Origin of the sequence: Streptomyces sp. NPDC090088 (genome assembly GCF_044747345.1) — a bacterium.
Taxonomy (GTDB): domain Bacteria; phylum Actinomycetota; class Actinomycetes; order Streptomycetales; family Streptomycetaceae; genus Streptomyces.
This window is the reverse complement of the sequence record NZ_JBIVDZ010000005.1, coordinates 399083-419438: the sequence shown is the minus strand read 5'-3', so window position 1 is coordinate 419438 and position 20356 is coordinate 399083. Positions and strand designations below refer to the sequence as shown.

The following is a 20356-nucleotide window of genomic DNA, read 5'->3' as shown; positions in this document are numbered from 1 at the left end:
GCCACGGTAGGGCGCAAGCTGGCCCGCATGGTTTGGTTGCCGCTGCTCTCCACCCTGGCCGGTGCCGCGATCGGTATCGTCGCGACGCTCATCGCGGATCGGAATCGCTGGAAGCGGGAGGACGCCAAAGACGCTCTTCGCCTGCGGCTCGACGTCTACACGCAGTACACCACCGCCGTGAAGGTCCTCGGTGACACCCTGCGGGCGCTGGCCGCGAGCGAGCACCCGTCCGACGGCGAGCGGGCGCTCGCGCTGCGCGAGGCATTCCACGAATCAGGCATCGCCACGGCATCCGAACGCATGTGGCTGATCGCACCCGACCCCGTCGTCAGCGCCTCCAACAGCGTCTTCCACTGCCTGCGACGCATCCGCGACGGCTACGTCGACGGCGCCGCCGTCAGCAGTCCGGAAGACCACGCCCGTTGGGAGGCACGCGGCAAGGCGGCCGCCAGAATGCGCGAGTTGATGCGCGAGGATCTCGGCGTCGGGCCGCTTACGGAACGCCACAGCATCTCCTAGCGGCGGGCTCGGCGAGAGCCGGCCTGGACGTCTGCGGCGGCCGGACGGGAGGCGATCACGGGGTACGAGACAGACTCCCGGCCTCCGCTATGCCGTGGCGCGCGCCTTCTCCAGCAGGAGCGGGTCATGGGCGTTGACGATGAGGAGGTCGGGGTCGGACCGTCGGTACAGGTCGGCGAGGCGGTCGTGGTTGGCGCGCACCTTCTTGCCGTCGTACGCGATGAGCGCCTCCATGCCCCGCAGGGAACCGGGGACGCGGGAGTGCTCGTCGAGGGTGCCGTGGTGGTAGAAGGAGTCCCCGGCGTGCAGCAGCCAGCGGTGGCCGGCGTCGACCGCGACGGCGGCGTGGCCGCGGGTGTGGCCGGGCAGCGCGACCAGGACGATGCCCGGGGCGATCGCGTCGAGTTCGCGGGCGGCGGCGAAACCGCGCCACTGCTCGCCGTCGGGCCGGTGCTCGACGAGCTGGGGACCGTGCTCCCACTGGGGGCTCTGATAGCGGATGCGCTCCCGCCAGGAGGGGGCGTGGACGGCGCCGAGCGCCTCGTCCGCGGTGAGGTGGACCTCGGCCCAGGGGAAGTCGGACAGACCGCCGATGTGATCCGCGTCGAAGTGGGTGAGGACGATGTGCCGGACGTCCTCGCGGCGGAAGCCCAGCTTCTCGACCTGGCGGGCGGCCGTCTCCTCTGCGTCGAACACCGGCCGGACGAAGTGCCGGGCGGGTCCGACGCGCCGCTTCGGGTCGGCGATGTCGTCGAGGCCGTAGCCGGAGTCGACGAGCACCAGACCTCCCGGGGCTTCGATCAGGAGGACATGGCAGACGAGGGGGGCTCCGGGAGGCCGCATCGTCCCGCAATTGAGGTGGTGGACTTTCACGGGAGGGGTGTCCTTGGTGTCGAGGGGTGCGTCGGTCAGCACCGCGAGACGATACTTACGACGTATGTCTACACTCAGCCAGGCTGACTTATGACATAAGTAATGTCAAGGTGACGCAGTCGCCGACACGCTCGGGAACCCTCTTCAGCGGACACGGGGGTACCCGCAGGTCAGGACTGTCCCTCGACGCGACGGCGGATCGCGTCGAGGAGCATCTCCAGCCCGAACTCCATCTCCGCCTCGTGGTCGCAGACCGCCAGTTCCGCGGCCGCCGCGGCGACCGCCGGCAGTCCGCTGTCGACGAGTTCCTGCTCCCGCATGGCCGTCACCGCCGGGATGGCGCCGGCGTAGGTGGGTGCGAAGCCCACCTCGCGGGAGAGCGTCCCGATCAGGAAGGCGATGAAGGCGCGCAGCACGTGGACGGCGGCGGCGCCCTCCAGTCCCGCACGGTTCAGCACCCGCAGTGCGGCCTCCACGACCGGCATGGCCGCGGGGGCGTTGAGGCGCCTGGTCAGCACCAGGGACGCGGAACGGGGGTATTCCAGGGCGGCGGCGCGGAAGGACCTGGCCAGGGCTCGGAGTCCATCCTCCCACGGCATCGCGTCGACCTCGGGGATCCTGATCCCGCTCAGGATCAGGTCCGCCATGGCGTCGAGCACGTCGGTCTTGTCGTCGACGTGGTTGTACAGCGACATGGTGCGCACGCCGACCGCCGCCGCGATCTTGTGCAGCGACAGCTTCTCCATGCCCTCCGTCTCGGCCACGACGAGGGCCTGGCGCACGATCTCCGTCCTGGTCAGTGGGCCACGGCGGGTCATCCGCTGTGCCATCGCCTCTCCTCCGGTCAGCCGTAGTGCCTGGCAGCAGGCTTCAATTTATCCAATGCGCCTCAGGCGGTAGCGCGTCGGCGGCGGCCATCCCGGACGACGGCACCGGCGAGGATCGCCTCCCGGGTACGGGCGAGAACCCTCGCGCGGGCGTCCGGATCGGCGCACCGGAGGGCGACAGTGACGCCCTGGACGAGGATGCGGGCCGTGAACTCGTCGGCCTCGTCCGCGCATCCCGGGATGCCGGTCAGGGAGGTCGAGAGGGTCCGGAGCAGCACGTTCGGTTCGTCCTGCGGCTCCGCACCGCGCAGCAGGGACAGGAGAGCGGGTCGGCGCTCCGCGAGGGCCGCCACCTCTTCGAGCATCTCCGCCACGGCCGCCTCGGGCGCCGGATCGGTCCGCCCGTCCCGGACGGTCCGCGCCGGGAGATCTGCGGCCAACCGCCGCAGCAGCGCGTCCACCACGGCCCGCTTGTGCGGGAAGTACTGATACAGCGTGCCGGGCGAGACGCCCGCGTGCCTGGCCAGCGCGTTCATCCCGACGGCGGCCACCCCGACGGCCGCGACGAGTTCCTCGGCCGCTTCCAGGATCTGCTCCGTGCGGCGCAGGCCGCGCTGCCGACGGCTTCCGCCGGTGCGGGTCACCGGTGCGGCCCCTTCGGCCCTCCGTCGTACGGCACGCCCACCCGTGCCGCCAGCCCGGCGATGAGCAGTTCGACACCGTGCCGGAACTCGGCATCGTGGTCGCTCACGGTCAGATAGGGCGCGGCGGCCGTCAGCACGGGGTCGCCCACGGCCGCGATCTCGGCGATGCGCCGCTCGACCTGGTCGGGTTCGACCGCGCCCGCGGTGATGGCCGAACCGAGCTCCCGCATGATCATGCCGACGGTGTATCCGGCGAAGCTCCGCACCACATGGACGAGTTCCCGAGGGGAGAGGCCGAGTTCGGGGAAGCCCGCCAAGGCGCAGCGGATGCTTTCCAGGGCCGCGGGTGACTGGGTGGGCCGGGTCAGGACCAGCGTGAACGCCTTGGGGTGGCGCAGGGCGGCGGCGCGGAAGGCGGCGGCATGGGCGCGGGCCCGCTCCTGCCAGGTGCCCAGGCCGGCCCCGGAGAAGTCGACACCGCCCAGCAGCACCTCGGCGACGCCGTCCAGCAGGGCGTCCTTGTTCGGTACGTGGTTGTAGAGCGACATCGCCTCGACGCCCAGCTCTCCGGCGAGTTTTCGCAGGGAGAAGGAGTCGGGACCGTCCCTGTCGATCATCTCCAGTGCCGCGTCGACCACCTTCTCCCGTGTCAGACCGGGCCGCCTGCCCCGACCACCGCCGCGGACCTTCATCGCACCGTTCCCCTTCCCGCATCCGACTCTTGACATGACTTATTACGTAAGTCTAGCTTGAGGAAACATTGGACATACGGCGTAAGTATTAATCATCGGAGAACACTCATGACCAGCACCATGCGCGCGCTCATGGGCGGCGCCGGCCCCGAATGGGAAGCCCGTGACGTCGCCGTCCCCGAGCCGGGGCCGGGGCAGATCCGGGTCCGGGTGCGGGCGGCCGCCGTGAACCGGGCGGACCTGTACATGCTCCAGGGCACCTACAACCCCCGGGCGAAGACCAGCGACCTGTTCACCGCCGGCCTCGAACTCGCCGGTGAGGTCGACGCGATCGGGACCGGCGTGCCGTACACGGCCGTGGGCGACCGGGTCATGGGTGTCACACTCGGCGCCTTCGCCCCGTACGCGCTGGCCGACCACCGGCATGTGATCGCGGTGCCGGAGTCCCTGTCGTGGACGGACGCGGCGGCCCTGCCCGTGGCCCTGGCGACCGAGCACGACGCCCTCACCCAGGGCGGGTTCGGCCTCAAGGACAGCGTGCTCGTCGTGGGCGCCACCTCGTCCGTGGGCCTCATCGGCGTACAGCTGGCCAAGGCGCTCGGCGCGGCCAAGGTCATCGCGACCACCACCTCGGACGGCAAGGCCGAGACGCTCAGGGCGATCGGCGCGGACGTGGTCGTCAACACGGCGTCGGAGAACCTCGCCGAGGCCGTGGCGGCCGCCAACGACGGCGCGGGAGCCGACCTCACCCTCGACCACGTGGGCGGGCGGCTCTTCGCGGACACCTTCCTGGCCACGCGGATCGGCGGCACCGTCGTCAACGTCGGCCGGCTCGCCGGCGCCGAGTCCACTATCGACCTCAACCAGCTGTCGTTCCGCCGCCTGCGGGTCATCGGTACGACGTTCAGCGTGCGCACCCCCGACGAACTGGCCGACGTCTGCGCCGCCCTCATGACCGACGTCGTGCCCGCCGTGGAGGAGGGCCGGATCCGCGCCGTCGTCGACAGCGTTTTCGCCTTCGACGACGCCAAGGCGGCGGCCGACCGCATGCGTTCCGACAAGGCCGTCGGAAAGATCGTTCTGGAACTGCCGGAGTCCTGATCCGACCGGGGGTTCCCTCCCCCGGCCCTCAAAGAGAGAAGTGAGCCGCAGCATGAGCCGTGTATTCGGGCAGATCGCGCAGATCGGATACGTCGTCCGCGATCTGCACTCCGCCATGGAGTTCTGGGTGGCCCAGGGCGTGGGCCCCTGGTTCTACCAGGACCCGGTGCAGACGGACTGGTTCAGGTACCGAGGTGTGGAATCCGGCATGAGGATGGCCGCCGCGATCGCCAACTCCGGTGACGTCCAGATCGAGTTGATCCAGCCGCTCGACGACGAACCGTCCCTCTACAAGGACTTCCTGGACGCCGGGCACGAGGGCGCGCAGCACGTCGCCTACTGGACCAAGGACTACCAGGAGCTCTACGACCGGGCCCTGTCCCTCGGCTACACCGTCGCCCAGGAGGGCGCGATCCAGGGCGGCCGATTCGCCTACCTCGACACCGAGACGCACCCCGGCACGGTCATCGAGATCTCCGACATCGGCGGCGCCAAGGGCGAACTCTTCGCCGCGCTGCGGGAGATGGCGGCCCAGTGGGACGGCACCAACCCCATCACCAAGGTCGCCTGACACCACCGTACGGAGGAAGAACGATGGACTACCCCGACCTCACCGCCCTCCCCGCCGAGTTGCAGAAGCTCGCGGCCGAGCGGTCCGCCGTCAACATCTACCGGATGGCGTTCCACTCCCCCGCACTGGCCCCCGCCTTCCTGCAGCTGGCCGACGCGATCTTCCAGAGCGCGCTTCCGCACCCCCTGCGCGAACTCGCCATCCTCCGCGTCGGACACAGCTACCAGGCGCCGTACGAGATCCACCACCACGAGAACATCGGCCGTCTCCTCGGCCTCGACGAGGCCGGTATCGCCGCCGCGAAGTCCGGCTCCGCCGAGGACCTGACGGCGGAGCAGGCCGCGGTCCTCTCCCTCACCGACCGGTTGCTCGCCCAGCACACGCTCACCGAGGCCGACCGCGCCGAGGCGCTGGGGTTCCTCACCGCGGGCCAGCTCTCCGACCTGGTCCTCACGGTCGGCTTCTACCAGCTGGTCTGCAACTTCCTCAACACCTTCGATGTGACGACCGAGGGCGAGAAGGCCCCCTACTGACGCCCTTCACCGAGTCCCGGGAGGACCCATGAAACTCGCCTGGCAGGACTCCGACGTCCTCGACATGCCCACCCTCGGCACCCGTGTCCCCGCCTTCGACGGCCTGGACGACGTCCCTGGCGGATACGGCGCCAAGCTCGCCTGGGCCCGTGGTCAGGCCGAGGTGTTCCGGTCCGAGTTCACCGCCACCGGCACCCCCGACAGCGTCGCCACCTGCGACCTGATCACGCTGCCCTACCCCACCAGGTTCGGCCTGTTCCGGGCCAGCCGGGCGATAGCGCCGTTCGTCAGCATCACCAACCGCATGCTGGTCGTACGGTGGACGGAGAGCGACGGACGTCGGCGAGTGCTGCTGTTCGAGCCCAGCGACCACGAACTCGGCCAGAACACGCCCTACTTCGCCGCCCTGATCCGCCGCACCCCCAAGCCGTTGCAGTCGCTGCTCACCACCGAACACGGCACCGTACTGAGCCACTTGGATCGCCTCGGCATCAAGCCGGCGGACGTCGACTACCTGCTCTTCGACCATCTGCACACCCAGGACCTCCGCCGCTGGGTGGGCACGACGAGGCCGCAGTCCGACCTGGGCGGCGCCACCGTCACCCCCGCCTTCCCCCGCGCCAAGGTCATCGTGCAGCGCCACGAACTGCTCGCGATGTCCCAGCTGCACCCGCTCCAGCAGCCCTGGTACCAGCCTCGGACCTACCAGGACGTACGGCCGGACGCGTTCCTCGCCATCGACGGCTCGCTGCTCCTCGGGCCGGGTGTGGCCGTGGTGGAGACGCCGGGGCACGTCCTCGGCAACCAGACCCTGGTCCTGAACACCTCCACCGGCGTCTGGGCGTCCAGCGAGAACGTCATCGCCGCCGAGTGCCTGACCCCCGAGCACTCCCGCATGCCGGGCATCGCCCACTGGTCCCGCACCTGGGGCCAGGAGGTGGTCCTCAACGCCAACACCATCGAAACCACGGCCGAGCAGTACAACTCGCTGATCATCGAGAAGACCCTGGTCGACCGCTCCCAGGCCGACCCCCGCTTCCTCCAGTTCTTCCCCTCCAGCGAGCTGACCGCCTCCTGGGCCAACCCGGGCACCACCCCCACCTTCACGCACAAGGCGATCACCCACTCCGGCAGGACGAGCCGGTAGGACAGCGCACCCAGAGCCGGTAGGACCGCGCGATCCGCGGACCTACCGGCCTTCGGCGACCGCGGCCGGGTCCCGGGTCCCGGGTCCCGGACAGGCTGAGGGCGATGCTCACAGGGTGGCGGCGCCGGCCCTCAGGAAGTCCATCGCCGCGTCGATGTCCGCCTTCTCCGGGTGATGGCACAGCTCGCTGATGACCGCGGCAGCGGTGACGGCCAGCATGCGGGGCCCGAACGCGTCCGGCGCGTTGCCGCTCTCCTCGGCGAACATGCGCGTGCCTTGCTGGACCACGTCCGAGAGCCGGCCGTTGCTGACCGCCCGCAGTTCGGGGTTGAGGTCGAACATGCGCTCCGAGAGGTCGTCGAGGTCACTGCGGTGGGCGATCTCCGCACGCAGCCAGTGCTCCAGGGCGTCCAGCGTCAGCCACCCCGGCTGCCGGTCGGAGAGGGCCGTGCGCAGCCGCTCCGCCAGCGCGTCCGAGCGGGCCAGGGCCAGCTCCAGCTTGGAGGGGAAGTAGAGCGTGACCGTGCGCGGCGAGACCTCCGCCGCCTCGGCGATGTCGGCGATGGTCGTCGACTCGAATCCCCGCTCGGCGAAGAGCCGGTACGCCGACCGGAGGATCGATTCCCTGCGCCGGGCCTTGCTGCGCTCCCGGAGCCCGTCCCTTGGCTCGTTGGTCACCATGCCGAGAGATTACCACCGATGGCTATTTTACAGTCGAGTGTAATTATGCCTTAGGCTGCATCTCATGACGGGTGCCGCCACGGCACCCGGACGGCACGACGAAAGGACGGCGCGGACATGGCGTCTCGCCTCTACACATGGGCGCTGCTGGCGGTACGCCGCCGCGGCCGGGTCATCGCGGCCTGGATCCTCCTGCTGACCGCGGTCGGCGCGCTCGGGATCACCGTCCACGGCAAGGTGGCCTCGGACTTCACGGTGCCGGGCATCGAGTCGCAGCAGGCCCAGGATCTCCTGGAGGAGAAGTTCCCGGACGCCGCCGGCGGCGTGGTCCGCGTGGTCTACGCGGCGCCCGACGGAAGCACCCTGACGAGGACGGCGAGCAGGACAGCCATCGAGCAGGGACTGGCGAAGGCGGCGAAGATCCCGGAGGTCGTACAGGTCACCGACCCCTTCAAGACCGGGTCCCTCTCCGCCGACCGGCGCATCGGCTACGCCGACGTCCGCTTCCGGCAGGACGCCGCCGACGTCACCCAGGACGCCAAGGACGCGCTGAGCGGCGCCATGGCCCAGGCCCGCAAGGCAGGGCTGGACGTCGAGTACGGCGGAACGGCGATGAAGGCCGAGACCAAGGTCGGCGGCCCCGCCGAACTCGTCGGCGTCGTGCTGGCCCTCGTCGTCCTCGCCGTCACCCTCGGCTCGCTCGTGGCGGCCGGACTGCCGCTGCTGACCGCCGTCGTGGGCGTGGCCATCGGTGTGCTGGGCGTGAAGTTCGTCTCGACATGGGTGTCGATCACCGGCACGTCCACCGTGCTCGCGCTCATGATCGGCCTGGCGGTGGGCATCGACTACGCCCTGTTCATCATCTCCCGCCACCGTGAACAGCTCACCGACCCCGACATGGACGTCGAGGACTCGGTCGCCCGGGCCGTGGCCACGGCGGGCAGCGCGGTCGTCTTCGCCGGGGCCACCGTCATCATCGCTCTGGCCGCTCTGTGCGCGACCGGCATCCCCTTCCTGGCCGTCATGGGCCTGTCCGCCGCCGCGACCGTGCTGATCGCCGTCCTCATCGCCGTCAGCCTGGTCCCGGCCGTACTCGGCCTGCTCGGCGAAAGGCTCCGCCCGAAGCGGCCTCGCGCGGGCCGCCGCGAGCGCGTCCCCGGCGCCTGGGGCCTGGCCTGGGCCCGTGCGGTCACCCGCCGCCCGCTGATCATTCTCCTCACGGGCGTGGTCGCGCTCCTCGCGCTCGCCCTGCCCGCCCGCAACCTCCGTCTGGGACTGCCCAGTTACGCCTCCTCACCCACCTCCAGCACCCAGCACAAGAGCTACGACCTGCTGTCGGAGGGCTTCGGCGCGGGCTTCAACGCGACCCTTGTCGCCGTCGTCGACACCGGGGACATACCCGCCGGGAAGGTCACGGCCACCGTCACCGCCCTGCGCACGTCCCTGGCCGAGGACTCCGACGTGGCGGCCGTGTCGAAGCCGGTCGCCAACTTCGACAAGAGTCTCGTCGTGATGGCCGTCGTACCGAGGACCGGACCCGACGCCCAGGCCACCACCGACCTGGTCCACCGTCTCCGCGACAACGCCCCGGCCGTCACCGAGGCCGGCGGCACCCTCTACCTCGCCGGCCAGACCGCGGCGGCCATCGACGTCGCCCACAAACTCTCCGGCGCCCTCCCGCTCTTCGTCGCGATCATCGTGATCCTCGCGCTGATCCTGCTCACGCTCGCCTTCCGGTCGCTGCTGGTACCGCTCAAGGCGACCCTCGGCTTCCTGCTCTCGATCGCGGCCGCCATCGGCACCACGGTCTGGGTCTTCCAGTACGGCCACCTCGACGGCCCGCTCGCCATCCCCTCGGCCGGACCGGTCACCAGCTTCCTGCCGGTCCTCCTCATCGGCGTCCTGTTCGGACTCGCCATGGACTACGAGGTGTTCCTCGTCAGCCGGATGCGCGAGCACCACGAGAACACCCTCGACCCGCAGCAGGCCGTCGTGTACGGCGTCGCCCGCAGCGGACGCGTCGTCAGCGCCGCCGCGCTCATCATGGCGGCCGTGTTCGCCGGGTTCATCTTCAACGAGGACCCCGTCATCAAGTCCATCGGCTTCGCGCTCGCCGTCGGCGTGCTCATCGACGCCTTCGTCGTCCGCATGACGCTCGTCCCGGCCGCCATGGCCCTCCTCGGCCGCCGCGCCTGGAGCCTCCCCCGCCGGCTCGACCGCGCGCTGCCCAACGTGGACATCGAGGGCGCGGGCCTCCCCGTACGCATCGCACCGCAGCGGGACGCCGAGCAGGAGAAAGCAGCCGCGCGATGACCCCGGCACCCCACCCACACACCCCTCATCCCGTCAGGAGACAGAAATGAAGATCGCCGTCCTGGGCGCCACCGGAAACATCGGCTCCCGCTTCCTCGAACAGGCCCTCGCCCACGGCCACGAAGTCATCGCCTACGTCCGCCGCGCCGATGCCCTCGCCCCACGCGCCGGACTGACGGTCGTCCAGGGATCGCTGGACGACGAAGCCGCCCTGTCGAAGGCCTTCGCCGGTGCGGATGCCGTGGTCTCGTGCATCGGCGTACCGCTGCGCGCGAAGAAACCGATCGACCTGATGCGGCGCACCCTGCCGGTCATCACCCGCGCGACCCGCAACGCCGGCATCCAGCGGTTCGTGCTGGTCTCCGCGTTCGGTGTCGGGGACACGGCGCGCAAGGGGTCGTTCCTGGCCCGGCTCGTCTACCGCACCGTCGTCGCCCCCATCTTCAAGGACAAGGAACTCGCCGAGGAGATCCTCCCCTCGACCGGCCTGAACTGGACGACCGTCTACCCGGTCAACCTCAAGGACGCCCCGGCGGCCCCCTCGGCCGCCGTCAAGCGCCTCGACCAGGTCGCCAAGGTCCCCGGCCTGCCCACGTTGCCGTTCGCGAACGCCGCGACCGCGCTGCTCGACATCGTGACGACCGAGGATCCCTCCGAGCAACGGCTGCTCATCACGACGGAGACCGGCTGGAAGGCGTCGCACCACGCCAGTTGATCCCGTACGGCCGGGCGACGACAGCCAACCCGGCCACGGAGAGTGGCGGTCACGGGTCCGTGATGTCGAGGGTGACCTTCGACAGGGGGCGGCTCACGCACGTCAGCACGTACCCGTCGGATTTCTGCTGCGGGGTGAGGCAGCCGGGCTCGTCCTGGGTGACCTCGCCGCCGCGGAGCCGCACCACGCACTCGCCGCAGTTGCCGACCGTGCAGGAGTACGGCAGCGGGAGCCCGGCGGCGAGTCCCGCGTCGAGCAGGGTCCGTCCGGGCTCGACCACCGCCGTGCCGACGGGGTGCCCGTCCTCCTCGACGGTCATCTCCTGCGGCACGGTCACCGGGGTACCGGTCTCCGCTCCGCTGGTGTAGCGCTCGTGGTGCACCTGTTCGTCCGGGACTTCGAGCCCGGCGAGGACCGTGCGGACGGCGTCGGCCAGCGGTCCGGGACCGCACACGTAGTAGTGGGCGTCCGGGGCCGGGGACAGGCCCGCGACCCAGCGGCGTACACCGTCCGCGTCGAGGCGCCCGTCGCGGCGGGTCAGCACGTGGGTGACCGACAACCGGCCGGGATGGTCCTCGGCCAGCTGGGTCAGCTCGTCGCCGAAGATGATCTCGTCCGCGCTGCGGCTGCTGTAGAGCAGCGCGATCCGGTCCCGGCCCGACGGGACGGCGAGCCGGGTACGGATCATGCTCATCAGGGGCGTCACCCCACTGCCCGCCGCGATCAGCACGACCTCGTCCGGGGGCTGCGGTCCGGCGTGGAAGGACCCCGACGGGCCCCGCACCGCGAGGCGGTCCCCCGCACGAAGGGCGCGGTGTGCGTGCGTGGAGAACCGGCCGCCCTCGACCTGCTTGACGGTGACCTCCAGGCGGGGCGCCCCCGGCACCGACGAGGCCGAGTACGCCCGGCGCACGGCACGGCCGTCGATGTCGGCGACGAGGGTGAAGAACTGGCCGGGCCGGAAGTCGAACGCCCCCTGCCGTGCGTCGGCGTCCTCCAGTACGAGTGTCACGGCGCTCGGTGTCTCCCTGCGCACCTCGGCGACGCGCACCTGGCGCAGACCGTGGTACTCCGTCCCGGCGACGGGGACGGGGACGGGGCGTCGGCCTCGGCGCCCACGCCGGCCCCGGCCGGCAGCGCCAGTGTCCGCGCCGGCGCCGGTGCCGGGCTCGACGTCCTCGTAGCCCTCCTTGCCGAGTCCGGAACGGTAGGCGCGGTTCATCGCCAGCCGGAGCAACCGGGTCACCCCCGGGATCGCGCCGACCGCCCGCACCAGGAAGGCGGTCGAACCGCTTCCGGATTCCGCGGAGTTGGCGGCGAGGTGCTGCCCTCCGAGCGCCAGCAGGTCCGGCACGGTGGCACGGTCGAGGTGGGCGCCGGGGGTCCAGAGGCGGGCGCGTGCCACGGCGTCGTTGCCGGTCACCTCGGCGTGCTCGACGTCGATGAGCAGCGCCAGTTGCGGGGGCATCCCGCGCAGCGCCATCGTCTCCAGGAGCGCGGGATCGTCGGTGATCGCGCCCCGGCCCCGGACGTGCAGCACACCGGCGCGCCCCGGCAGCAGCGCGGCGAACGAGAGCCGGTCGTCCCGCAGCAGGTTGTGGAGCGTGTCGGCGCGCTTGTTGCCCTTGCGGTCCGGGACGACGAGCGTGCGGCCGTCCAGGATCCGCGCCGCCGCCTGCCGGTCCCCGCGCGGACTGGTGTCGCTCCCGCCGGAGGCGTCCCAGGTGGACAGTGCGAGGAACGGCGCCGCCGCGAGGAACTCGGCGACTCCGGGCCGTCCCAGAGGACCGTCCGCGGTCGTGGGTCCGGGCACCGTCCCCGCCGGGGCGGGCGGCTGCCACAGCCGGGACCGGAGAACGGCCTGCGCGCAGTGTACGTATGCCTCCTGGATCTCGACCGTCGTGCGCGCGCCGCCCTTCTCGGCCACCACCGAGCCGTTGACGCGGAGGATCTCGCCGATGCCCGGCAGCAGGAAGAAGAACGAGACCGGGCCGTGCGGGGCGCCGGGCCCGTGCCAGGAGAACGACATCCGCGTGGGCGAGTGGACCCGCGCGAACCCGGGTGCGCCGCCGATGAAGGTGGTCCTGCTGGTGCCGTCGGCGTCCCGGTAGCCGAAGGCCGCGATCGGGCACCGGGCGAGGACGGTACGGCAGCCCTCGTCGAGGGCGCTGATCTGCTTGCGCATGATCATGGGCGCGGGGCGGCCGATGGCCGTCTCGACCTCGTCCGCCGCGCTCAGCCGGCGCGGAGTGCTCGCTCGGTCCGCTTCCTGCACAGGGGTCTCCTCCCGTCGGCGAACGCAGTGGCCGCCCTTGCTCCCGTCGCCATGCATGACCTTGTTTCCGCAGGTCATGACAGTATTGTGAGCAATAGCTCACCTCTTTGGCTACTCGCGTTTCGTACGTCGGGAAGGACCCCGGATGCCGTCGGCCGACCGCCACCTTCAACCACGTCGCAGGCCTCGCCAGGTGCGCGCCGAGCTCACCCGGGAGCGGATCCTCACCGCCGCTGCTCACGTTTTCGCCGAGTACGGCTACGCCGCCGGGACCACCAACCGCATCGCCGAACAGGCCCGTCTCTCCATCGGCTCGCTGTACCAGTACTTCCCCAACAAGGACGCGATCCTGGCCGAGCTGATGGTGCGGCACATCGACCGCGGCACCTGGACCCAGGCCGACCGGCTCGACCTGTCCCCCGGGAGCCTGGAGACGACGGTGCGGGCCCTGGTCCACGACGCGATCGACAACCACCGTGACGATCCCCAGCTGTTGCGGATCATGATCGAGGAGGCGCGGCTCTCCCAGGACCTGCTCGACACGATCGAGCGGCACGGCCGGCAGCGCGTCGCCCAGGTACGCGACCTCCTCGCCCGGCACCCGGACGTCCACGTGGGCGATCTCGGCATCGCCGCCGAACTCATCGTGTTCACCGTGGAGACGAACACGCACAAGCTCATGGCCGACCCTCGGACCATCCCCGTCGAGACCTTCGAGAACGAACTCGTCGACATGGTCACGCGCTATCTGCGCGGCGGCCGGTAGCCACGCGGCGGCCAAGCCACCCGGTCACGCGACGCCGGCCCGGTCCGGGAGGTCCTGCTCGGTCCAGATGCACTTGCCGTCCTGGAGGTAGCGGGCGCCCCAGCGGCGGGAGAGGGCGGCGACGAGTTGCAGGCCGCGTCCGCCCTCGTCGGTGTGGGTGGGGTGGCGGATGCGGGGAGTGGTGAGGCTGCCGTCGTAGACCTCGCAGGTCAGGGCGCGGCTGCGCAGCAGCCGCAGATGGACCGGGCCCGTGGCATGGCGGACGACGTTGCCGACCAGTTCGCTCACCAGCAGCTCGGTGGTGAGCACCAGGTCATCGAGGTCCCAGTCGCGGAGCTGCGTGCGGATGTGGTCCCGCGCCTGCCCGGCGGCCCGGGGATCCACCGGAAGGTTCCAGGAGATGACGTCATGGGGGGCGGTGCACCGGACACGGACGATGAGCAGCCCCGCGTCGTCCTTCATCTGCCCTCGGTCGGGCAGCAGCGCCGATACGACCCTGTCGCACAGGTTCTCCAGGTGCCGGATGTCGTCGCGCTCCCCGCCGTCCGTGGAGTGTAGGGCGGGGGTCGCGGCCCCGGCGAGGATCTGCCGGAGCTGCGTCATTCCCTGGTCCACGTCCCGGGTGGCGGATTCGACGAGTCCGTCGGTGCACAGCGCGAGCATGCTCCCGTCCGAGAGGTGCAGCCGGTGGAGCCCGAAGGGGGGCTTGGCGGCACCCAGCGGCGGGTCGGGGGCCGCGTCGGCGGTGTGGACGGTGCCGTCGGGGCGGACGACGATCGGTGGCGGATGACCGGCCAGGGAGTACGAGAAGGTGGCGGCGACCGGGTCGAAGACGGCGTACAGGCACGTGGCGTAGGTGTCCTCGCTGACCTCGCTGACCAGGTCGTTCAGACGGCTGAACAGCTCGTCGGGCGGGATGTCCAGGTCGGCGAGCGTGCGGACCGCGGTGCGCAGCCGTCCCATGGTGGCCGCCTCCGTGATGCCGTGGCCCATCACGTCGCCGATCACCAGGGCGACGCGGTCGGCCGGCAGCGGGATCACGTCGTACCAGTCGCCTCCCACCTCCTCGCCCCGGCCCGCCGGCAGATAACGGGCGACGGCGCAGGCGGCGGGCAGGCAGGGCAGGGTCTTGGGCAGCAGGCCGCGCTGCAGTTCCTGGGCGCGGGCGTGCTCCATGTCGTACAGGCGGGCCCGCTCCAGTGCCTGGCCGACCATGCCGCTCAGGGCCATCAGCCATACGCGCGCCCCTTCGTCGAAGGAACGCGGCCGGCTGAAGGACACGACGCACAGGCCGATGACGCGTCCGGAGGCGATCAGCGGCAGGAACGCCCAGGCCTCCTTCGGTGACAGCTCGTTCACCGCCCGCAGCGCCGGGTAGCGCCGGTAGATCTCGGCGCGCGACTCGATGAACCGGGGTGTGCGCGTGCTCACCACGTCGTGCACGGTCTCATTGGCTTCGAGTGGGATCCCCTCGACCACCCGCAGGAACTCCGGCGGGTAACCGGCGGAACCGACCACGTGCAGCCGGCCGGCTTCGAGCACTTCCAGGACCAGCCCGTCGGCGCCGAACGGAGCCTGGATGTAGTCCGCGACGGCACGGGCGACGTCCTGCGTACTGATCGCCTCGGCGAGCGCGACGGTCAACTCGCTCATCCGGACGGAACGCGCCGCCGCGGAGACGGAACTCGGCCCGGGTGGCGTGCCCGGCGGGCCGATCAGACCCGTGCCGACCCACTGCGCCACCGTGCGCAGGAAGGACCGCCGTACCTCGTCCGGTTCGCCAGGCCCGGCCACGAGCCCCGACAGCACGCCGATCGGCCCGTCGATACCGACCAGAGGGATCGCCACGGTGCCGGCCGCCCCGACTCCGAGACTGTCTCCGCTCACCCATGTGCAGGCGCCGCGCCGAAGAGCGAGGACGGGCGCCTCCCCCTCGTCCTCACCCAGTTCCGCCCACGCCTGCACGTCCGCCGAGGCGGGTCCGTCGGCGGCGACGAGGATCAGCCTGTGGGCGCCGGGATCGAGCCGGTGCACGGCGGCACCCAGCCCTCCCAGGCATGTCGTCACCTGCTGGAGCGCCACCGACAGCGTCTCCGCGTCGCGCGGCCTCACGTCCGAGACCGCCGACAGGCAGGGCCACGACGGCTGCGCCCTCTCCGTACGGCTCCCGGGGCCGGGCTCTCCAGCTGCCACTGTCTCGCCTCCTGCCCGTCCGCAGGAACACTCTGCTCAAGTGGGTGCAAATAAGGAAAATGACCCATGCCGCACAGTCACGTTAACACCTGCCGTCCCACGGAGGACGGGCCTGGTCACAGGGCGCACGGCTCGCCACGGTCGGGCGGTCTCGCTTGTCGAAGCGGGCCGAGGGTTCGGGGTCAGGCGCGGCGCAGCTCCAGGACCTGGCCGAAACCCATACGGCGGACGAAGTCCTCCCGCGCCTCGGCGACGACGGCGTTGGCCTGATCGACGCCGGATTCGGTCAGGTCGACCACCGCGCGGAAGGGGCGCTCGCCGTACGGCAGGTCCAGGATGCGGGTGATCTCCTCGGCGACGACGACGGGGTCGGCCGTGGTGCCGGGCGTGAACAGGCTCGCGGTGGCCTCCTCGTTGCGGTCGACCAGCGGGTCCAGGGCCCGGTACGCCTCGGCCACGGCGGTGTCGGCGGCCCGGCCGGCCTTGGGGAAGTGGTCGGTGCCCTCGGTGAAGGGTCCGGGCATGACGATCACGGTCTCGATGCCGAACTGGGAGACCTCGTAGGAGGTGACCAGGGCGAGCGAGTCCATCGCCGCCTTGGAGACGACATAGGGGCCGAGGAAGGGGGGCGCGGTGACGGATGTGGTGCTGCCGACGTAGAGCAGGGTGCCTCGGCCGCGGCCGCGCAGGTGGGGCAGCACGGCTCGGTTGAGGCGCTGAACGCCCAGGGTGTTCACGTCGACGAGGTGGGCGATCTCCTCGGCGCTGAACGCCTCCACGTAACCGACCACCAGGTGACCGGCGTTGTGAACGACCACGTCGAGGCCGCCGCTCTCGGCGATGACCGTTTCGACGGCGGCTTCGGCCGACTCCTGTGAGGTGACGTCGAGTTCGACGACGCGGATGTCCACGCCCCGGGCGGCGGCGAAGTCGCGCAGTTCCCCGGCGCGCGGGGCGTTGCGGCCCTCGGGGCCGCGCATCGTCGCGTAGACGCGGTGCCCGGCGCGGGCGAGCGCCTTGGCGGTGAGGTTCCCGATTCCGGTGGCGGCGCCGGTGATGAGGACGGTGGACATGGGGTCTCCTGTCTTGGTCGGTGCGCACAGGGTCCTGTTCGTGCCCTGCGGTGCCTCCCTGGCGGTTTCACCCTCCGCCGCCCCACCACTATTTGTCTAATGAATCTTTGATATTTAGAGTATGCGTATGGCGCATATTGAACGGGTGGACCTCAACCTCCTCGGCCCGCTGGCCGCGCTGCTCGCGGAGCGGCACGTCTCCCACGCGGCCGAGGTGGCCGGGATGAGCCAGCCGGCGATGAGCAGGGCCCTGCAACGGCTGCGGGACACCTTCGGCGACGAACTGCTGGTCCGGACGCCGGCCGGGTACCAGCTCACCCCGCGCGCCGAACGCATCCAGCGCCAACTGGGCGCAGCCCTGCCGCGGTTGGAGACACTGTTCGCACCGGAGCGCTTCGACCCGGCCGACGCGGCCGAGACCTTCCGGATCGCCGGCACCGACTATGCCTCGGTCTTCGTCCCCGGCCTCTTCCAGCGCGTCTTCAGGGACTCCCCGCGCTCCACCCTGCACTTCGGCAGATGGCACGACGGGGTCTTCGACGACATCGAACGCGGCCTGGTCGACCTGCTCTTCTACGCCACCACCAAACCCGTCCCGGGCCTGCGGACCGAGCACCTGTTCGACGACCCGTTCGTGTGCGTCATGTCGCGGGACCACCCGCTGGCCGACCGGTCGCGGCTCGCCCTGGACGACTACCTCGACTCCACGCACGTGATCGTCGCCACCGTCGGCGGCCGGCAGACGGCGATCGACGATCTCCTGGTCCAGCTCCGCACACCGCGCCGGGCCGGACTGACCGTGCCCTATCACTCCTTGGCGCCCCTGGCCGTGCCCGGCACCCGCCTCATCGCCACCCTCCCCCACCGCATCGCCGCAGAGCACGCGTCCGACCCCGCCCTGCGCACCCTTCCGGCACCCCAGGAGATCCCCCCGTTGAGCTACCACATGACCTGGCACCCCCGCCTCGACGACGACCCGGCCCAGCGCTGGCTGCGCGACACGGTCCGCGACGTCCTCGCCGAGGCGTCCTCGTAACTCCCCGCCCGTTCCCAGTCCCGACTGCGTGGCGTTGTCGTACCGCCGAGAACAGGACCCCGGCCGCCGCCCGCGGGTCGGTGGCGGCCAGGGTGCTCACGACATCGTGGCTCCTGTCGAGGCGTCGCGGGTGTTGCTCAGGAACAGCGTGCGCGGCAGGCTGCCGTCGGCCCGGCGCGGGGCGGTCGTGGCGGCCGTGTCGGTGAGGCGCAGATCCGCGGCCGTCCATCCCTGCTGGTCCCAGGAGTTGCCGCTGGCGCTGGCCGCGCTGCCCAGCCACGAGTCCGGCTTGTTCGCGACCGCGAGGTTTGCCTTCAGGGTCGCGGCCATGTGGACGAAGGCGAAGCCGGCCGCCCCGTTGCGGTAGGCCGTGTCATGGGTCAGCGTGGGGGCGCCCGCGGTGCCGAGCTCGGTGAACCCGAAGCCGGCGTTGTCCCAGGCCGCGCTGTCCGTGACGGTCTGGGCGCTCTGGGCGGTCGTGCCCCCGCCGAGTTTGAACCCGCTGCCGCCGGCGGCGAAGTCCGCGGTGCCCCAGTGGTTGACGCCGTTGCCGAACGCCCAGGTGCGGTCGATCGTGACGGCGCCGACGAAGGAGCTGACGTCGAGGCCGTCACCGGAGTTGTCGTACACCCGGCAGCCCTGGATCCGGTTGCCGGTGCCGGAGCCCTCCTGGAACAGCAGCCCGTCGGCGCGCCCGCCGGTGGACCCGGTCTCGTGGTTGGCGAAGAAGTCGCTGTCGAGGACCGTGTTGCCGGTGGTCCCGGCGCCGTGGAGCAGGAGTCCGATCCGGCCGTTGTCGTGGACGCTGAGACGCGTGAAGGCGTTGTCGTGGCAGGAGCCGCAGGCGTAGGCGACATCGGGGGCGTGGACGATCTCGATGCCCTGGACCGTGACGTACGCGCCGCTCTGGACGAGGAACCAGGTGCCCGACGCGAGTCTGGATCCGTCGAACACGGGCCGCTCGTCACGGTAGTTGCTCACGACGATCCGGTGGTCCGCCGTACCGGAGGCCTTGAGGGCGACCGTGGTGCCGGGGCGATACGTTCCGCCTCGGACGGCCACCGTCTGGCCGGGCCTGGCTTCGGCGACCGCATGGGTCACTGTCGCAAACGGTCGGGTGAGGGTGCCCGGGTTGGCGTCGTCGCCGTCGGGGGCGACGTAGTGGTCGGCGGTGGACAGGCCGGAGTAGGCGTGGGCCGGCGTGGCGGAGGGCGTCTCGCCGGCGGCCGAGGGGGCGGGGCCCGGCAGGCGCGCGGCGCTCGCGACCGCGGTCGGGGAGGTGCCGGGGGTCGCCGGGGTGGTGTGGTGCGGGGACGGCGCGTACTGCTGGATCGCGAGGCCAGTGACAGCGGCGAGGGTCACGGTGGCGCCGACGGCCGCGGTGGTCTTGGCGGGAACCAGTCGCCCCGCGCCGTGCTGGAGAGCGTGCCACAGCGAGGACAGCAGGCCGGAGGCCACACCGTGCCGGGCGACCAGGCCCGGGATCCCCGCGGCGAGGACCGCCGGGACGGCCAGCCCGCCGAGGCGGATGGGGACGTTGTCGATCGAGTCCCAGGTGGCGGCCGCCTGGCAGCTCGGGCAGTCCGTCACATGGCGGCCGAGTCTGGTGAGCGCTCCCGCTCCGGGTGCGGCGCTACCGCCGCCGGTCGCCGAGTCGAGTCCGGGGCAGCGCGGGCGGGCCCGCCACGCGGCGAGCACCCGGACGGCGAGTTCGAGCCTGGCCTTCATCCGCTGGATGCGGACGGCGGTGTGCGGAACGCTCAGATCGAGCGCCTCGGCGACCTCTTTGCGGCTCAGCTGTCCGGCGGCTTCCTGCCACCACAGGGCCATGGTGCGACGCTGGTCGTCGCTGAGCCAGCGGCTGGCTTCCAGCAGTTCGCCGCCCGCGTCGGCCAAGGTCTGCCGGTCGACGGTGACTTCGGCGAAGTCGGCGCCGGCGTCGGGGAGGTCGTCGGCTTCGGTCAGGGGCGCCTGGCGGACCAGCGCGGCCTTGCGCCGGCGTCCGTGGTCGTGGATCTGCCGGATCGCGATGGCCACGATCCACGACCGGAACCGCTCCGGCTCCCGCAGCCGGGGCAGCGCCCGCAGGGCGCGCAGCATGGTCTCCTGGACGGCGTCGTCCACGTCCGGATGCCCGTGCAGTCCGCGCCCGATCACGTTGTAGATCAGCGGCAGGTACTCGTCGAACAGTGCGGCCTGTGCGTGGGTGTCACCGGATCGGGCGGCGTTGACCAGGTCCGTTCCAGACAGCCGCGCGGCCGTGTCGACCGCCGTGGGCGGCCCTGAAGCCTTGCGCAAAACATCCTCACAGAGTCATCACTCGGGGGGAGGCGGTCATGATGGCACGGGCCCCCGACCGCGCCAAGTGCGGGCCGGGGACCGCCGATCGGCCTGCCG

General features: G+C 71.3%; 18 protein-coding genes. 9 read left to right on the top strand and 9 right to left on the bottom strand.

Annotated elements, in window-relative coordinates; all coding sequences use genetic code 11:
* Positions 1–27 precede the first annotated feature (27 nt).
* Positions 28–519: a hypothetical protein gene (locus ACIPSJ_RS25830; protein WP_401349362.1), complete on the top strand. Its 492-nt coding sequence runs from the start codon at positions 28–30 to the stop codon at positions 517–519.
* Positions 520–606: 87 nt separating this feature from the next.
* Here the strand turns inward: ACIPSJ_RS25830 and ACIPSJ_RS25825 are convergent, their stop codons facing one another.
* The 4 genes from ACIPSJ_RS25825 to ACIPSJ_RS25810 all read right to left on the bottom strand — a co-directional run bounded on the left by ACIPSJ_RS25825 (position 607) and on the right by ACIPSJ_RS25810 (position 3555).
* Positions 607–1434: an MBL fold metallo-hydrolase gene (locus tag ACIPSJ_RS25825; protein WP_401349359.1), complete on the bottom strand. Its 828-nt coding sequence runs from the start codon at positions 1432–1434 to the stop codon at positions 607–609.
* Positions 1435–1562: 128 nt separating this feature from the next.
* Positions 1563–2222: a TetR/AcrR family transcriptional regulator C-terminal domain-containing protein gene (locus ACIPSJ_RS25820; RefSeq protein WP_359220006.1), complete on the bottom strand. Its 660-nt coding sequence runs from the start codon at positions 2220–2222 to the stop codon at positions 1563–1565.
* A gap of 59 nt (positions 2223–2281) precedes the next feature.
* Positions 2282–2863 carry a TetR/AcrR family transcriptional regulator gene (locus tag ACIPSJ_RS25815; protein WP_401349356.1) on the bottom strand — a complete coding sequence of 194 codons (582 nt, stop codon included), beginning with the start codon at positions 2861–2863 and terminating at the stop codon, positions 2282–2284.
* Entirely contained in the window at positions 2860–3555 is a 696-nt protein-coding gene (locus ACIPSJ_RS25810; RefSeq protein ID WP_401349353.1) for a TetR/AcrR family transcriptional regulator C-terminal domain-containing protein, read from the bottom strand. Before ACIPSJ_RS25810 ends, ACIPSJ_RS25815 begins: the two co-directional genes overlap by 4 nt.
* 108 nt (positions 3556–3663) lie before the next feature.
* Between ACIPSJ_RS25810 and ACIPSJ_RS25805 the strand changes: the two genes are divergently transcribed.
* Genes ACIPSJ_RS25805 through ACIPSJ_RS25790 form a run of 4 tightly spaced genes read left to right on the top strand, consistent with a single transcriptional unit; the run spans position 3664 to position 6907 of the window.
* Positions 3664–4656: a zinc-binding alcohol dehydrogenase family protein gene (locus tag ACIPSJ_RS25805; protein ID WP_401349350.1), complete on the top strand. Its 993-nt coding sequence runs from the start codon at positions 3664–3666 to the stop codon at positions 4654–4656.
* A 52-nt stretch (positions 4657–4708) separates the two neighbouring features.
* On the top strand, positions 4709–5227 hold the full coding sequence (locus tag ACIPSJ_RS25800) for a VOC family protein (RefSeq protein WP_359219996.1): 519 nt from the start codon (positions 4709–4711) through the stop codon (positions 5225–5227).
* Between the two features lie 23 nt (positions 5228–5250).
* Complete coding sequence (locus ACIPSJ_RS25795) at positions 5251–5760, top strand: carboxymuconolactone decarboxylase family protein (RefSeq protein ID WP_401349347.1); 510 nt, start codon at positions 5251–5253, stop codon at positions 5758–5760.
* A gap of 28 nt (positions 5761–5788) precedes the next feature.
* Positions 5789–6907 carry a hypothetical protein gene (locus ACIPSJ_RS25790; RefSeq protein ID WP_401349344.1) on the top strand — a complete coding sequence of 373 codons (1119 nt, stop codon included), beginning with the start codon at positions 5789–5791 and terminating at the stop codon, positions 6905–6907.
* 108 nt (positions 6908–7015) lie between these two features.
* Here ACIPSJ_RS25790 and ACIPSJ_RS25785 read toward each other — a convergent pair whose 3' ends face one another.
* Positions 7016–7588, bottom strand: a complete 573-nt coding sequence (locus ACIPSJ_RS25785; protein WP_401349342.1) for a TetR/AcrR family transcriptional regulator — start codon at positions 7586–7588, stop codon at positions 7016–7018.
* Between the two features lie 117 nt (positions 7589–7705).
* On the opposite strand from ACIPSJ_RS25785, the gene ACIPSJ_RS25780 reads away from it, so the two are divergent.
* Together ACIPSJ_RS25780 and ACIPSJ_RS25775 are read left to right on the top strand one after the other, a co-directional pair.
* Positions 7706–9901: an MMPL family transporter gene (locus ACIPSJ_RS25780; RefSeq protein ID WP_401349339.1), complete on the top strand. Its 2196-nt coding sequence runs from the start codon at positions 7706–7708 to the stop codon at positions 9899–9901.
* 46 nt (positions 9902–9947) lie between these two features.
* Complete coding sequence (locus tag ACIPSJ_RS25775) at positions 9948–10616, top strand: NAD(P)-dependent oxidoreductase (protein WP_401349336.1); 669 nt, start codon at positions 9948–9950, stop codon at positions 10614–10616.
* A 49-nt stretch (positions 10617–10665) separates the two neighbouring features.
* Here ACIPSJ_RS25775 and ACIPSJ_RS25770 read toward each other — a convergent pair whose 3' ends face one another.
* A complete protein-coding gene (locus tag ACIPSJ_RS25770; protein WP_401349334.1) occupies positions 10666–12891 on the bottom strand; it encodes a 2Fe-2S iron-sulfur cluster-binding protein in 2226 nt (741 codons plus the stop codon).
* 145 nt (positions 12892–13036) lie between these two features.
* On the opposite strand from ACIPSJ_RS25770, the gene ACIPSJ_RS25765 reads away from it, so the two are divergent.
* A complete protein-coding gene (locus tag ACIPSJ_RS25765; RefSeq protein ID WP_359219983.1) occupies positions 13037–13657 on the top strand; it encodes a TetR/AcrR family transcriptional regulator in 621 nt (206 codons plus the stop codon).
* A 24-nt stretch (positions 13658–13681) separates the two neighbouring features.
* Here the strand turns inward: ACIPSJ_RS25765 and ACIPSJ_RS25760 are convergent, their stop codons facing one another.
* Positions 13682–15769 carry a SpoIIE family protein phosphatase gene (locus tag ACIPSJ_RS25760; RefSeq protein ID WP_401349332.1) on the bottom strand — a complete coding sequence of 696 codons (2088 nt, stop codon included), beginning with the start codon at positions 15767–15769 and terminating at the stop codon, positions 13682–13684.
* 263 nt (positions 15770–16032) lie between these two features.
* Positions 16033–16923 carry an SDR family oxidoreductase gene (locus ACIPSJ_RS25755; protein ID WP_359219979.1) on the bottom strand — a complete coding sequence of 297 codons (891 nt, stop codon included), beginning with the start codon at positions 16921–16923 and terminating at the stop codon, positions 16033–16035.
* A gap of 127 nt (positions 16924–17050) precedes the next feature.
* On the opposite strand from ACIPSJ_RS25755, the gene ACIPSJ_RS25750 reads away from it, so the two are divergent.
* On the top strand, positions 17051–17959 hold the full coding sequence (locus ACIPSJ_RS25750; RefSeq protein WP_401349329.1) for a LysR family transcriptional regulator: 909 nt from the start codon (positions 17051–17053) through the stop codon (positions 17957–17959).
* Positions 17960–18055: 96 nt separating this feature from the next.
* Here ACIPSJ_RS25750 and ACIPSJ_RS25745 read toward each other — a convergent pair whose 3' ends face one another.
* A complete protein-coding gene (locus ACIPSJ_RS25745; RefSeq protein WP_401349327.1) occupies positions 18056–20257 on the bottom strand; it encodes a sigma-70 family RNA polymerase sigma factor in 2202 nt (733 codons plus the stop codon).
* Between the last annotated feature and the right edge of the window lie 99 nt (positions 20258–20356).